This is a genomic window from Candidatus Poribacteria bacterium (genome assembly GCA_021162805.1).
Classification (GTDB): Bacteria; Poribacteria; WGA-4E; order B28-G17; family B28-G17; genus JAGGXZ01.
This window is the reverse complement of record JAGGXZ010000045.1, coordinates 34,999-49,811: the sequence shown is the minus strand read 5'-3', so window position 1 is coordinate 49,811 and position 14,813 is coordinate 34,999. Positions and strand designations below refer to the sequence as shown.

12 protein-coding genes are annotated in these 14,813 nt (G+C 52.9%); 7 read left to right on the top strand and 5 right to left on the bottom strand.

Translation table 11 applies throughout. From position 1 onward, the window contains the following. The 4 genes from J7M22_03345 to J7M22_03330 all read left to right on the top strand — a co-directional run. On the top strand, positions 1-1,747 hold a 1,747-nt coding region (locus tag J7M22_03345; protein ID MCD6505640.1), incomplete at its 5' end, for a hypothetical protein. A 5-nt stretch (positions 1,748-1,752) separates the two neighbouring features. Further along, positions 1,753-2,496, top strand: a complete 744-nt coding sequence (locus tag J7M22_03340; protein ID MCD6505639.1) for a hypothetical protein — start codon at positions 1,753-1,755, stop codon at positions 2,494-2,496. Positions 2,497-2,510: 14 nt separating this feature from the next. Beyond that, the gene (locus J7M22_03335) at positions 2,511-4,778 is read left to right on the top strand and encodes a hypothetical protein (protein MCD6505638.1); all 2,268 of its coding nucleotides are present in this window, start codon (positions 2,511-2,513) and stop codon (positions 4,776-4,778) included. Continuing rightward, entirely contained in the window at positions 4,766-5,785 is a 1,020-nt protein-coding gene (locus J7M22_03330) for a dihydrodipicolinate reductase (GenBank protein MCD6505637.1), read from the top strand. Before J7M22_03335 ends, J7M22_03330 begins: the two co-directional genes overlap by 13 nt. Positions 5,786-5,787: 2 nt before the next feature. Here the strand turns inward: J7M22_03330 and J7M22_03325 are convergent, their stop codons facing one another. Continuing rightward, positions 5,788-6,051, bottom strand: a complete 264-nt coding sequence (locus tag J7M22_03325) for a zinc ribbon domain-containing protein (protein ID MCD6505636.1) — start codon at positions 6,049-6,051, stop codon at positions 5,788-5,790. Positions 6,052-6,412: 361 nt separating this feature from the next. Here J7M22_03325 and J7M22_03320 point away from each other — a divergent pair, with 361 nt between their 5' ends. Continuing rightward, a complete protein-coding gene (locus tag J7M22_03320; GenBank protein MCD6505635.1) occupies positions 6,413-6,739 on the top strand; it encodes a hypothetical protein in 327 nt (108 codons plus the stop codon). Here J7M22_03320 and J7M22_03315 read toward each other — a convergent pair. From J7M22_03315 to J7M22_03300, 4 genes are all read right to left on the bottom strand, one after another. After that, positions 6,732-7,046, bottom strand: a complete 315-nt coding sequence (locus tag J7M22_03315; GenBank protein ID MCD6505634.1) for a hypothetical protein — start codon at positions 7,044-7,046, stop codon at positions 6,732-6,734. The genes J7M22_03320 and J7M22_03315 overlap by 8 nt on opposite strands. Before the next feature lie 10 nt (positions 7,047-7,056). Continuing rightward, positions 7,057-7,422, bottom strand: a complete 366-nt coding sequence (locus J7M22_03310; protein ID MCD6505633.1) for an EamA family transporter — start codon at positions 7,420-7,422, stop codon at positions 7,057-7,059. Next, positions 7,419-8,396 carry a glycosyltransferase family 2 protein gene (locus tag J7M22_03305; protein MCD6505632.1) on the bottom strand — a complete coding sequence of 326 codons (978 nt, stop codon included), beginning with the start codon at positions 8,394-8,396 and terminating at the stop codon, positions 7,419-7,421. The genes J7M22_03310 and J7M22_03305 overlap by 4 nt, the downstream gene beginning before the upstream one ends. Before the next feature lie 81 nt (positions 8,397-8,477). Continuing rightward, on the bottom strand, positions 8,478-9,275 hold the full coding sequence (locus J7M22_03300) for a LamG domain-containing protein (protein ID MCD6505631.1): 798 nt from the start codon (positions 9,273-9,275) through the stop codon (positions 8,478-8,480). Positions 9,276-9,508: 233 nt separating this feature from the next. Between J7M22_03300 and mfd the strand changes: the two genes are divergently transcribed. Then, positions 9,509-12,976 (top strand): transcription-repair coupling factor, encoded by a 3,468-nt coding sequence (mfd, locus tag J7M22_03295; GenBank protein MCD6505630.1) that lies wholly within the window; start codon positions 9,509-9,511, stop codon positions 12,974-12,976. Next, complete coding sequence (locus J7M22_03290) at positions 12,973-14,805, top strand: peptidyl-prolyl cis-trans isomerase (protein ID MCD6505629.1); 1,833 nt, start codon at positions 12,973-12,975, stop codon at positions 14,803-14,805. The genes mfd and J7M22_03290 overlap by 4 nt, the downstream gene beginning before the upstream one ends. Positions 14,806-14,813 lie beyond the last annotated feature (8 nt).

The following is a 14,813-nucleotide window of genomic DNA, read 5'->3' as shown; positions in this document are numbered from 1 at the left end:
CAGGATCAACCAGGAGCAAGCGGTCACGCTCAGAGACATTGAGAAGAACCTGGTGGTTGAAACCTCCCAGATCGATCAGACCAGACAGGTTCAATTGGCTGAGATAGATAAGACCTTGAAGGTGGAGTTAGCAAGGATAGCGCAGGAGCAGGCTGTGCTGGAGAGGGAGATAGAGAAGACGCTGCACGTTGAGAAGGCCCGCATAGCGCAGGAGCAACAGGTCATGGAGAGGGACATTGAGAGAACACTGAACGTGGAGACGGCCAGGATCAATCAGGAGCAAGCCGTTACTCTCAGAGACATTGAGAAGAACCTGGTGGTTGAAACCTCTCAGATCGATCAGACCAGACAGGTTCAATTGGCTGAGATAGATAAGACCTTGAAGGTGGAATTAGCAAGGATAGCGCAGGAGCAGGCTGTGCTGGAGAGGGAGATAGAGAAGACGCTGCACGTAGAGAAGGCTCGCATCGCCCAGGAACAACAGGTCATGGAGAGGGATATCGAGAGAACTCTGAACGTGGAAACTGCCAGGATCAACCAGGAGCAAGCGGTCACGCTCAGAGACATCGAGAAGAACCTGGTGGTTGAAACCTCCCAGATCGATCAGACCAGACAGGTTCAATTGGCTGAGATAGATAAGACCTTGAAGGTGGAGTTAGCAAGGATAGCGCAGGAGCAGGCGGTATTGGAGAGAGAGATAGAAAAGACGCTGCACGTTGAGAAGGCCCGCATCGCCCAGGAACAACAGGTCATGGAGAGGGATATCGAGAGAACTCTGAACGTGGAAACTGCCAGGATCAACCAGGAACAGACCGTGCAATTGAGGGACATTGAGAAGAACCTAGTTGTGGAGACCTCCCAGATCGATCAGACCAGACAGGTTCAATTGGCTGAGATAGATAAGACCTTGAAGGTTGAGACGGCGCGTATCGCCCAGGAGCAGACGGTTCAATTGAGGGAGATCGAGAGGATGTTGAACGTTGAGCTCTCCAAGGTAAACATGGAACAGGCGGTGTGGGAGAGGGAGATCCAGAAGGATTTGGCCGTCGAGCTGGCTCAGATCTCACGTGATAGGCAGGTCCAACTGGCCGAGATCGAGAAGACACTGGCCGTTGAGAAATCGAGGATCAATCAGGAATTGGTTGTGACGTTGTTGGATGAGGACAGGAAGATCCAGGTGTTCAACAAGCACAAGATCACGGAGCTCGCCGAGAAGGATCAGTTGGAGGCCGTCGCGCAGAAGGTGGGAGCCGAGGTCAACGTCACAGCTACTCAACGCGTTAAAGAGGCTGAGTGGCAGCGTGAGGTGGCATTGATCAACGCTGAGGCCCAGGCTAAACCTATCGAACGTATCGCCGAGGCAATTCTGGCCGAGGCGAAGGCGAAGGCACAAGGTGAGATGGCCCACTTGGAGGCCAGAAACGTCGCCGAACAGAGGGTGCTTGTTCAGGAGGCATTGCTCTCATTGATCGAGACCTCACCTCAACTGTTTGAGCGGCTGATGAAGCCGGTTGAGAGGATCGGTGAGATCAAGATACTGGATATGGGCGTAAGCGGAGGTAAAGGGATAGACAAGAGCACGATGGGGCGCGTCGCGGCAAGCCTGCTTGATACCAGCGCCCTTATGCCCATTCTTAAAGAGCTGTTCAGCTTCGCTGAGGTTGACGCCGAAAAGATAGCGGATAAAATTGCACAATACCTGGCCGATCTGCTTAGGGTTCAGACCGGCGGGCCGGCGGGAGGCTGATCCGATTGAGATCGGAGGAGATTCGACCGACAACCCGAGATGAGCTGTTCGTCTCGATGTTTAAGAAGAAAAGGCGCCGTGTCAGAACCAAATGCCGTGTCTGTCGCGTAAATCAGGGAAAGCGTTACTGTCAGGCGCTGAAGGTCGTTATCTGTCCATCCTGCTGCCGCAGGCTTCGAGGTAACATCAAAGGATGCAATGAGAGCTGTTATTACTATGCACCGCTGATCCGACGCAGCAGAGCATTACCGGAGGAGAAATTCCCGGTCTATACCTGTCTGGCAACCGATTCTATGCTTCAGGGAATGGTCTCGGCTGTGATAGCCCGTAAAAAGCCGGACGGTAATCTGCAGGCCATGTTTATCCTGCTTGATCTCTGGAAGAGGGGGATAAGGGATTGCTTCGTGGACGCCGATCTGACGGAGGAGGAGCTCAAGGAACAGGTCGAGCGTAGAGGTGAGGTGCCGTTCAAGGAGATAAGCTTCGAGGAGTTCCAAAGGCTGATCAGATGGGGGCTTGAGATAGCCAAACAGGTTGGAACGCCCATACCGGAGGAGTTTAGGATATGGGGGAAGATGCTGGGCGATCTATCGAAGGTTCCACCGCCTAAAGGTTCGCTTTACAAATGCGCTAAATGCGGAGGAGATCTGCCGGATGAGGTGGTGGAACTGATGAAGCAATACGCCCAGCAGGATGACATCCAGTTTTATATTCTCTGTCGCAAATGCGGCGGACAGTTCGAAGATTGAAAGAGGCAGGTGAGTTGGAGTTGAAGATCAAGGTGAAATTCCTCAGGGTCATTTCCTATCTGATAGGTGTGGTTCTGCCGACCCTGGCCTTAGCGGCGGCGGTATCCGAAACGGCACAGGATAAAACCATCTGGAGGAAACTCCTCGATTTTATAAACGATCACACACTGCTTTCGGGAGCTATCTTCGTGGTACTTACCACGATCGTCACCACTATTTTCAGCTTGATCCGCAAGGATAAGTGCCTCAAGAAGCTCCGCGGCAAATTCGTCAGGCTTCAACTGAGGAATGAGCAATTCTATGACGGCATATTCAGACTTGAGACCACAGGTATCGAGATCGTCTCCGAGAAGCTCAGGGTTGAGGGCAAAGAGGCAAGTTTTCTCCTCTCAGGTAAGTGGAAGGATCAGGTTCACGCCTTCGTCAGATATCATGACGTGATGTTGGAGCATGAGAGGCAGGAGAGGGATAATGAGCTCGAGAAGGTCTATCATCCCAGACTCGCCGTCAGGCTTCGCAGAAAAATTAAGGTTGCCTTTAATACCCTCAAAAACGCACTCAATCAGATTCTCACGAAGATAATCGGACAAGTTAAAAGCCGTTTTAAAGCGGTTGAAGCTCAGAAATTCATCGAGGAGACCTCCCGTGAGGCGTTGGAGTATACGGTTGAAACGGTATATGACCGGCTGATAGACCGCCTTGTCGGCACAAAGGTCGTCGTAGCAGCCGGTAAGCAGGAATATGAAGGAGTGCTTGCGGACTACACCAACGAGTGGATCGAGCTGATGGAGGTCAATTACAGGGATTACTGGGAGTTTCAAGTCTGGGAGAGAGATCGTAAGAAAGGAACCGCTTACATAGATCCTCACGGCTTAAAGTTCGAAAGACAAGGAGATAAGCTGATCATATATAACCGCGGTCCATTCCGAGTTCAGCTTCAGAAGCTGGGGTTTCGTGGCAGAAGGCCCAATGTTGAATGGAAGATATACAAGTTCATCGAGCCCTTCGGCAAGTTCGAGATCACGCTCAGGCCGGTTGCAGGTGTGGTTGTTTCGCCCTTTGAGGATGTTAAAACGGCGATTCCGATTCCTTTCCATGAATATCAGGAGATAAAGCTCTCCTTCGAAACCCACCGTATGGCCGATATCACGATGCCTCGCGGATACGCCAGCATCAGACACCGCTCTGAGAAGTATGAACCCAAGCTGCTGAGCCTCAGCACGCTCACCGAGATGATATTGAGCGAGACGCCGAAGGATTTCCTGCTCACGGATAAGGACGGGCATCCCCTGAAATATATCAACATCCGTCACGGATATGTGACCAATCTCGAGGAGAACAGGATGGACGTCAAGGAGATCGCACACGCCTACGCACGTAGATGGGAGGTGGAGAGGCTATATGAGGATGCCGATTCCAGACTCAGGCCGCTCGGAAAGCTCCTCGGCAACGGAAACGGCAGGATAAAATCCCCTCGTACCGGAGCGACAGTCGCCCAGATGGCGCTGTTGAAGATATTGAGTCTCGATCGCAACCTGAGAAGACCGAAACCGCAGATCCTTTACTTCCCCCTGGCCTTTGCCGGTAAGGGTAAATATAAAGGTAGGAGCATCGGCATGCCGGTGAAAGTCCTGATGCTGACCGGAAACGTGAAGGATCTGGAATTCGCCGCCCTCCAAAGGGTCAAAGCCGTCGGAAACAGGAAGGTCATCCTGCAGAGGACGAAGGATAAAAAACTGCCTCGCCTCGATAAATCCCATATCCTCTGGATAAGCTATGCTGAGATCTCGGATGAGAGATATCGGTTCAACTACGATATCGAGAAGAGGATCAAGAGTTATGTCGCTAATGGCGGCGTTGTTATAGCGATGGGTCAAAAGAGCAGGCCGAGGCGATCATGCAGGACGACATGGCTCCCTGAGCCAATTGTAGGGAGGAAATCAGATCAGATCCAGGAGTTCGATGCCGAATCTCAGGCCGACAACCTCTTCCAGAAACCGAATAAGGTGAAATCCGGACATCTCGTCGTCAGCGATCCGTGGATCAAATGGAGCGATAACTATGAGGTGCTGGCCACCGTTAAACTCGACGGCCAGGAGGCCGCTGCCATCCTGAAGCTGGAATATGGCGACGGCATGTTCATCGTCACCGCCTTGAAGAATGAAACCCCGGATAACATCAAGCTCAACGCGCCCATAATGGAAAACCTGATACATTACGCCGTGGAATGGCTAAACAGGAAACAGAAGGAGCTGAAGAAGGAAAGAAGATGGGTGGCTTAAAGGTGGTAAGGAGATCCAGGTTTAAACCCAGAAGCTCCAAAGCGGCTGGGATCATAAAGGTCGCCGTGATAGGGCTCGGACGGATCGGGATCGAGACGGCGGCCTTGATCTACAAGAAGGATGGATATGAGCTCGTCGGCCTGGTGGATATATCGCCTGACCTCATCGGCAGGGATCTCTCCGATCTGGCGGAATTGGATGGAAGGACGGGAATTGAGGTGGTAAAGGAGATCGGACGGGTTCATCCCACACCTGATGTGGCGATTCTCACGACCGCCTCCACGCTTCCCTCTGTTTTCCCCACCTTAAAGGAGCTTATCCTCGCCGGGATAAACGTCGTAACCTCCTGTGAGGAGCTGATCTTCCCGTGGCTTAACTCACCTGAGATGGCGGATGAGCTGGATGAGCTGTGTCGTCGAAACGGGACGATCGTATATGCAACGGGGGTGAACCCGGGCTTTGTGATGGACAGGCTTCCCGCCTTCCTCGCTCAGGTGTGTCAGGAGGTAAGTCGGATCGAGGTGATCAGAGTTGTCAACGCTTCAACGAGGCGCAGGGCCCTTCAGGCAAAGATCGGATCGGGATTGACGGCCGGGGAGTTCATAGAAAGAATATCACGGGGTGAAGGGGGACATGCCGGCCTGAGCGAGTCGCTTGCCTACCTTGCCTGGAGGTTGGGTCTCGAGGTGGACGAGATCGAGGAGGAGATCAGCCCTGTCATCGCCCGAAGGGAGGTTAAGACGGAGTTCTTCAACGTCCCGCCCGGCCGCGTGATAGGCGTACGGCAAAGGGCAACGGGCAGGTATAAAAAGGGGAACGAGCCCATCAGGTTACGTTTGGAGATGTATCTGGATGCGGAAAATCCACGCGACGAGGTGAAAATAGAGGGTATACCGCCCTTGCATCTCAGAATTGAGGGCGGAACCCCAGGGGATCAGGCGACATCCGCCATTCTCGTCAACTCCATCTCCTTCCTTTCAGAGATGGAGGCGGGGTTAAAGGTTTAGATCTATTCGCTCTTCTTCTCCCCGGATGAGCTTTCAGACTTTGAAGCGTTCTCCTTTTCCTTCTTTTCAGCCCTCTTATAGCTTTCGCTGCGGTAATCGGTGGCATAGAAGCCGGACCCTTTAAAGATCACCCCACCTCCTGCGCTTATGAGCCTTCTGACCTCGCCGCCGCATTCAGGGCATACCTTGATCGGTTCCTCGCTCATGCTCTGAAATCTCTCAAACCTGACGCCACATCTCTTACATTCATACTCGTAAGTCGGCATCTCAACCCCTCCTTTCGACCGGACCTCTCTTTAAACCTCCAAAGCCATCAAGCTCATCCTTGAAAAACCGATAAGATTATATCAAATAAGACTTCGTCTCATCAAGATGGAGCAACAGGCCGCAGGGGTTTTCAACGCTTTCCGCTGGCGCTGTAGCAGCAGGCCCCGTGCCTGCCGGATTCGGAGGCACGCACAGGGAAACGCCCTTACCACGCCTGATTATGCCAAATCATTGAAAAGCCCTGCTGGGCACGCAGCTTCCTTGACTTTAATCTAAGAAAGGGATATAATTACGATGTAATTTCATCTCATCGATTTTCCCCCCGCTCGGTTCATCAGAGATATAAGGGAGGTGTGGGAATTGCTCGCTCGCAAGGTATGGCTCCTCAACCAGAGGGGTCAGGCGATAGTGGAGTATACGATAATCACGGGGCTGATCGGATTAGCTCTGACGGCGACGATAGCCAATGTAGGCGACCAGATAATGGATATCTGGAATGATTTGATGCAGGATATGGATGTGATAGATGACGGGGTATCCGATTTAGATGTGGTGTTTCCCCAAAGCCAGGTCAACGGCACGGATCTCGACGGCGGTAGCAGCAATATCGGAGGAGGCACGAACGACAACGAATCCGGTGGTTACAGGGATGAAACGAGCGGTGGGGGAGGGGTACCGCCTATTTAATTTTCCGCCTTCCCTTCCACCCGTCGACGACACCCCATATCCATGCGGCCAGGGCTTGAGCTATTCCAGTGTAGAAAAGATATCTGACGGGCCTGAAGACTATTTTTCTGCCTCCGCTCCAGTTACAGATGAGATACTCCTTGGAGGGATAAGCGTTGATATACGAGATGAGGATTCCAGATAAAACCACGATAAGGATCAAGATTCCCTTACCCCATTTTCGAAGGTAAATCTGCCCAGAGCCCGGCAGGAAGAGCGACATCAGCATCGCCCTCCACGAGGGCTTTCCAGTTCCTATCTCCGCCATTTCCTCCTCCTCATTTCAGTGATACGAGGTATACCCCGCCGCAGATGATGACCGCTCCTACCACCCTCGTCCATGGTATGTGTTCTTTAAATATAAACCATGAGATGAATATGGCGAACACATAGCTCAGGCTTAACATCGGGTATGCCATGCTCAGCGGAACCCTTGACAGAACCACCAGCCATAACATCGAGGTGAAGACGAAGATCAGAAGCCCAAATATGACGAATGGGTTTGATGCTGCTCTGATAAATGAGCTCTTGATCACATCCAGGTTTCCCGTTATCCTACCTACTTGGCTCATCCCCTGCTTTAACATCGTATGCCCCATCACCGTAAAAAGCACGTTGACCAATATAAGCGCTATATCCCTCATCCTCTTTCCTCCCTGCCGATTACCTCCCGCACATAATATATCGGCTTATTCTGGGATTCGAAATAGGTTCTGACGATCAGCTCACCCAACAGCCCCATTGAAATGAACTGGACGCCGACCAAGATCAGCAGTATCCCAAGCATCAGAAGCGGCATGTGTTCGAGAAGAGAGATCTTATACGGATCGGGGAGGAACAGCTTGCCTATGGAGAGATAGGTGCAAATGAGAAACCCGATCGTCCCTGATATCAGCCCGACCAGCCCGAAGACTTGAATGGGTCTTGTGGCATAACGGAGGAGAAAATTAACGGTTATGAGGTCGAGGAGTACTCTGATCGTTCGGGAGATGCCATACTTCGACCTGCCATGTAGCCTGGGATGATGCCTGACCTTGATCTCAGCTATCCTCGCCCCGGCCAGTGCGGCCAGAGCAGGTATAAATCGATGCATTTCACCATAAAGTTTGATATCCCTAACCAGATCGCTTTTATACGCCCTCAGAGTGCAGCCGAAGTCATGCAACTTGATCCCTGTGCTCTTTTTGATCAGACGATTGGCGAGCCATGAGGGGATCTTTCTGAGAAGCAGTTTATCCTTCCTGTCGGCCCTCCATCCGGCCACGAGATCATATCCCTCCTGGAGTTTCTCTATCAGTAGACCGATGTCAGCCGGATCGTTCTGCAGATCGCCGTCCATGGTGATGATTATCTCTCCCTTCGCGAAATCAAATCCCGCGCTCAGAGCAGGAGTCTGTCCGAAATTCCGCCTGAACCGAATTACCTTAAGATGTCGATCCTTCTCGGTCAATTTCCTCAGCAGCTCATAGCTGCCGTCATCGCTGCCGTCATCCACTATAATGATCTCATATGATCTGTTCAGTTTCCTCAGCTCCTCGGTAAGCCTTCGATGAAGTTCCTCCAGATTTTCGACCTCGTTATAGACTGGAACGACGACCGATATCTCCACCTTTTTCATCCCCGGACTCCATATATATCGTTGATGTAAAGGATCTTCAAGGGAGACAGGAATCGCCTGTCTCCCCGCCATGTCGGAAATCTATCTCTCCGATTTCAGCCGTCCCCAACAGGTTGTCAAAAGTCCTGACGGGTTAACGGCTACCATCAGAGGACCTTTCATCAATTGGTTGATCTCATCCTCGCTCAGTTCCCTTGACCACATGCTCACCTCATCTATCACGGCATTGAGGAACTGGCCGTCCTCCCTGTGAGCGATCATTATGGGCCTGGTTCCGTTACAGGCTTTGCCCCTTCGGCTCGAATCGGTGATAACAACCTTACCATCGATGTAGACCTTGGTATCCCCCTTCAGCTTATAGGTTCCGGCGACGAAATGCCATTCATCTTTGGTCAGTGCCCCACCATGTGGCTCGCTATGACCCGATCCACCGCACTGCCACAGGGAAAATCCAGCGCCTAGGTCGTCATAGACATATAATGCATATTCCCATTCCCCTGAGAACCCCTTCATGACGATGGGTTGTCTGGTCTGTGAGTGCGCGTCGGTAGCTACATTGAGCACCTTCACCCAGGCGCAGATGGAGAGCTCCCCCTCTTCCTCCTCGGCCTGTGGGCTGAAATCCTCATCGATCTGCACATAATTGCTCTTGCCATCGAACTCCAGCGCCTTGCCGAACTTCCCATCCACCCATTTCGGATTCTTGACCAGCTTTCCGACGAGACCGGATTTCGACAGGTCATAGGTTTTGTCCCCATTTCCCTCATCAAAGGGCAGATACAGGATCAAAGCCTTGTCATCTGAGAGCTTCGCGACACCCGCTGAAAGCAGCGAGCCCGCCAAACAGAACATCGTGAGGACAAAAATAACAGTTCTCATCAACTACCCCCCTTTATGTGAATTTTGAAGTAACGCTCCCACTCGCACAGAGAGGAGCAAATTCGCCTGCAAAATTATAATCCCCTTCGATCTTCATCGTCAAGAGGACGCCGTAAAGTGCCAGGGCTTTTCAACGCTTAGATAAGGATAAAACCTCTCCTTTCTTATACACCCTTAGGTAAACTGAACTCGGCCTTCATCGTTTTTCAGCCGTGAGGTTGGGGAAGGTAGGTATGAGGGATATTCTGGATAGATTTAAAAGGCTAAGGGCATATGCGGAGCTCACGGATAGGTTGAGATCGGGCGAGAGGTTGATATCCGTACATTCGCTGTACGGCTCAGCCCGATCGCTGCTTGTGGCCTCGCTGCATGAGGAAATGAACCTCCCCATACTGACGATCACCTCATCACAGGAGGAGGCGGAGAAGCTGTTCGCCGATCTGAGCTGGATCGGCGAGGAGAGGCTTAGGATCTTCCCGGAGTGGCATTCGCATATATATGCCGATACCTCCCCGCCTAAGGGGGTTATAGCCGATCACATGTCGGCCCTGGCGGCGTTGATAGAGGGTGAGAGCACCGTGACGATCTGCCCTATCGCCGCCCTGATGCACAGGATAATCCCCAAGAGGGTCCTGTCCCGAAACCTCTTCAGACTTCGCCGCGGCACTGAGATCTCTCCACTGAAGCTGGCCGAAAGGCTTGAGCGATCCGGATATGATCGGGTGCCGATGGTTGAGGTGAAGGGGCAGTTCGCCCTTCGAGGCGGGATACTGGACGTCTATCCGTTGACGGCCGACCTGCCCGTCAGGCTGGAGTTCTTCGGCGATGAGATAGATTCCATCCGATCTTTCGATCCGTCCACCCAGCGCTCCATCTCCCACATGGATGAGATCACAATCCCGCCCGCAAGGGAGTTCGTGTTAGAGGATGAGGCGATCGAGGAGTGGGAGGAGAGGTTCGAAAGGCTCTACAGCCAGGAGCGAAATCCCGCCATCCGCGAGAAGCTTGAGGAGCTGGATATGAGGATCAGCGGGGTGGAGGATCTGGAGGGATTGGACCCGTATCTGATCTTCATATATCCCGATGCCGGGACGATCCTCGACTACCTGCCCGAAGACAGCCTCGTGCTCATGGACGAACCGGTGTGGATCGAGAGGGAGGCGGAGAAGTTGATGGAGAGCATGAGGACGATCTATCGTAAGAGACGGGATCTAGGGCATCTTGCCGTGCCGCCCGATGGGGCTTTCCTGGGGTATGATGAGGTTCTCAAGCGGATATCCCGTTTCACCTCGATATCCCTTTCGCTGACGGCACGTCCGGACGGGGACGGAGTGATCTTCGACACCCGATCGCCCGGAATCCACGGCAACGTCAGGGTTTTCCTCGAGGAGCTGAGGAGATGGCAGGAGAGGGGTTACTCGATACATATCTTTTGCGAAAGCGAGGGAAAGATGAAGCGGATGGAGGAGGTGATCGAGGCGTATAACCTCGATAGATCCTCCATATCGCTGAGTATCGGAAGCCTTTCGGCAGGCTTCGTCTCGGATGAGTTGAGGATGATCCTCTTCTCCGACGCCGAGATCTTTGATAGAAGAGGGTATAGAGTCCACAGGCGGCGGAAATTCAGGGAGGGAGCGCCGATCCTGAGCTATACCGATCTGAAGGAGGGGGATTACGTCGTCCACGTCTCCCACGGCATCGGGATCTATGAGGGGCTCAGGAGGATGAAGGTCGAGGGATCGGTTCAGGATTTCCTGGCGATAAGATATGCGGGCGGGGATCGGCTTTACGTGCCGACGTATCAGATCAACCTCGTCCAGAAATATATAGGCGGATCGGAGGAGGCGAGGGTCAGGATAGACAAGCTCGGCGGCACGTCATGGAGGAGGGTCAAACAGAGGGTTAAGGAGTCGGTCCGGAAGCTCGCCGAGGAGCTCTTAAATCTGTATGCGGCACGGCAGACGCTTCCCGGCCATGCCTTCTCCCGGGACACCCCATGGCAGAGGGAGTTCGAGGCCCTCTTCCCCTATGAGGAAACGCCGGATCAGCTCAGGGCGATAGAGGAGGTCAAGCGGGATATGGAGCAGCCCAGACCGATGGATAGATTGATCTGCGGCGATGTGGGATACGGCAAGACGGAGGTCGCCATGAGGGCCGCCTTTAAGGCCGTCATGGATAACAAACAGGTGGCCGTGCTGGTTCCGACAACCGTGCTGGCACAGCAACATTACATGACCTTCACCGAAAGGTTCGTCGATTTCCCCATACGGATCGAGATGCTCAGCAGGTTTCAAACGCTCAAGCAGAAAAGGGAGATCCTGGAGGGGCTCCGGCGTGGAACCGTTGACATAGTGATCGGAACGCACATGCTCCTTCAAGACGACGTGAAATTTAAAGATCTGGGGTTGCTGATCATCGACGAGGAGCATAAGTTCGGCGTCAGGCAAAAGGAGAAGATGAAGCAACTGCGCAAGGAGGTGGACGTTCTGACCATGACCGCCACGCCTATTCCGAGGACCCTTTACATGGCCGTATCCGGCATAAGGGATATGAGCGTGATAGAGACCCCTCCCGAAAACCGAAAGCCGATAGAGACCTACGTCATGGAGTATGATCCCCAGGTCGTAAGGGAGGCCATCCTCAACGAGATGGCGCGGGGAGGGCAGGTTTTCTACGTCCATAATAGGGTTGGGACGATCGCCTCCACGGCTCTCAAGCTTCAGGAGCTGGTGCCCGAGGCACGCATAGCGGTCGCCCACGGTCAGATGTCCGAGAGGATGTTGGAAAAGGTGGTCCTGGACTTCATAGCGCGAAAATATGACGTTCTGGTTTGCACCACGATCATCGAGTCGGGCGTGGACATGCCCAACGTCAACACGATAATAATCGACAGGGCCGATATGCTGGGTCTGGCACAGCTATATCAGCTGAGGGGAAGGGTCGGCAGATCAGATGAGAAGGCATACGGATATCTCTTCTACCCTAAGGCGCGATCGATAACCGAAGGGGCGCAGAAGAGGCTGAAGGTGATCGAGGAGTTCACCGATCTTGGATCGGGATTCAAGATAGCGCTGAGGGATATGGAGATACGGGGCGTGGGGAACATCCTCGGCCCTGAGCAGCACGGTCACGTCAACGCCGTGGGATATGAGCTTTACTGCAAGCTGCTCCAAGAAACCGTCAGGGAGCTTAAGGGCGAGGAGGTGGAGGAAGAGGTCGAAACCAGGATAAACCTACCTCTGAAAGCTTACATACCGGATGGATATGTGCCTGACTCCTTCCAGAAGGTCTCCCTTTACAAGCGCATCGCGTCCGTGAGGGACAGGGAGGACGTGGAGGATCTCAGGGAGGAGATGGAAGACAGGTTCGGACCGATACCCGAGCCGGCCCGAACGTTGCTTGAGGTGGCCGATATCAAGCGCATGGCGGGTCGGCTCGGCGTGGAGGCGATCTCCTCAGACGGCGAATACATCAGGATCGTCTTCGATGAGAGGAGGGCGAAGGTCGATCCTGAAAGGATCATATCGCTCGTGCAGTCCGACAGGCGGTTTTCGCTGACGCCGCCGGGAAAACTCACCGTGAAGCTGGAAAGGAGAATGAAGAAGGGGGAAATATGCAAGGCCGTAAGAGAGGTGTTAGAGAATTTAGGGGCGATACCTCGCCCTTTTCCACAAAATCCTAATGAGGAGGTAGTTACATGAAGGTCGGTAGATTAAATCCGTTTTTCCTGCTTGTGTTCCTTGCCGTTGCTTTAACTACAACCCTTCTGGCGTCTGCCGGGGAGAAGGACAAGCCCGATGAGGTCATACTCGCCGAGTTCACCTGGAACGGCGAGAAGGTAACCGTCACCCTGGATGAGCTCGAGAAGGAGATCAGTGAGCTGCCCAAGTATAAGCAGAGGAAATACGCCACCGAAGAGGGGAGGAAGGAATATCTGACGCTGATGGCCGAAAGCAGATTGGTGCTTAAGGCCGCCGAGGAGAAGAGATACGGCGCCAGGGATGACCTGCTCGATAAGGTCGATGATTACCTGCGTGACCTGATGATAGAGAAAATCACGGACGAGATGGTCGAGTCGAAGATCAAGGTGACTGAGGAGGAGATGAAGCGGTACTACGAGGAACATAAGGACGAATTCGTCGAGCCGGAGAAGATCAGGCTGACCTGCATAACGATCCAGGCTGAAAAGGGCAAAGAGGAGGAGGCCAAGAAGAAGGCCGAGGAGATCTATAGGAGGATCAAGGAGAAGGGGGAGGACATCAAGAAGGTTGCCAAGGAGATATCGGACAAGGGCGAAAACATGGGCCCCGGCGGCAGAAACAACGGTGATACGGGGTTCTTCTCTCGCAATAGCTTCCCCTCGGCCAAGAAGTTCACGGAGGCCGCTTTCTCGCTCAAACCCGGTCAGATGTACGATGGTATCTTGGAACAGGATATCGGGGAGACAAAGTACTACATGATCTTCAGATGTGAGGAGAGAAAGCCCGCAAGGCAGAAGGAGTTCAGCGAGGAGGACGTGCAAAGAAGCATAAAGAGAACGCTCGAAAGACAGAAAAGGGAGGAGCTCACGAATAAGTGGATATCCTCGCTAAAGAAGAAAGCAAAGGTGAAACTCTATCCGGATAGAATCCCTGAGGATGTGAAATCCCCTAAGAAATCTCCCGTTGAGATCGTCCTGGCCGAGTTCAAGTGGGGTGGGAGGAAATATAAGATCACGCTCCAGGACGTTCAGGATTCCTTCAACAAGATGTCGAAATACAAGCGGAGCAGATACAAGGGCAAGGAGGGGATTGAGAAACGGCTCAACGAGATACTCGAGGATATGCTTAAAGTTAAGGCCGCCGAGGACAAAGGGTATAACGTCGATCTCGATATAGCCCGTAAGACGACGGAGTACCTCAACCAACTCATGGTCGAGAAGATCGTGGAGGATGAGGTCGATGCCAAGGTGAACGTGACCGAGGATGAGATGAAGCAGTACTACGAGGAACATAAGGACGAATTTGTCGAGCCGGAGAAGATCAGGCTGACCTGCATAACGATCCAGGCTGAGAAGGGCAAAGAGGAAGAGGCCAAGAAGAAGGCCGAGGAAATATACAAGAGGATCAAGGAGAAAGGGGAGGATATCAAGAAGATCGCCAAGGAGATATCGGACAAGGGCGAAAACATGGGTCCCGGCGGAAGAAACAACGGTGATACGGGGTTCTTCGACAGGGATACATATCCGATGGCTAAGGAGTTCACCAAAGCCGCTTTCTCGCTCAAACCCGGTCAGATGTATGAGGGCGTCCTGGAACAGGATATCAGAGGGACGAAGTATTACATGGTCTTCAGGTGCGAGGAGAGAAAACCCAAAAGACAGAAGAAGTTCTCCGAGGAGGACGTAAAGAGGGAGATCAGGAGGGAGCTGGAGAGGGAGAAGAGACGACAGCTCCTGGAAAGCTGGCTCAACGGCCTGAAGAAGAGGGCCAACTTCAAGATCTATCTCGACCGCCTGCCGCCTCCGAAGAAGGCCGCAACGAGCTCATAGCGGAAGAT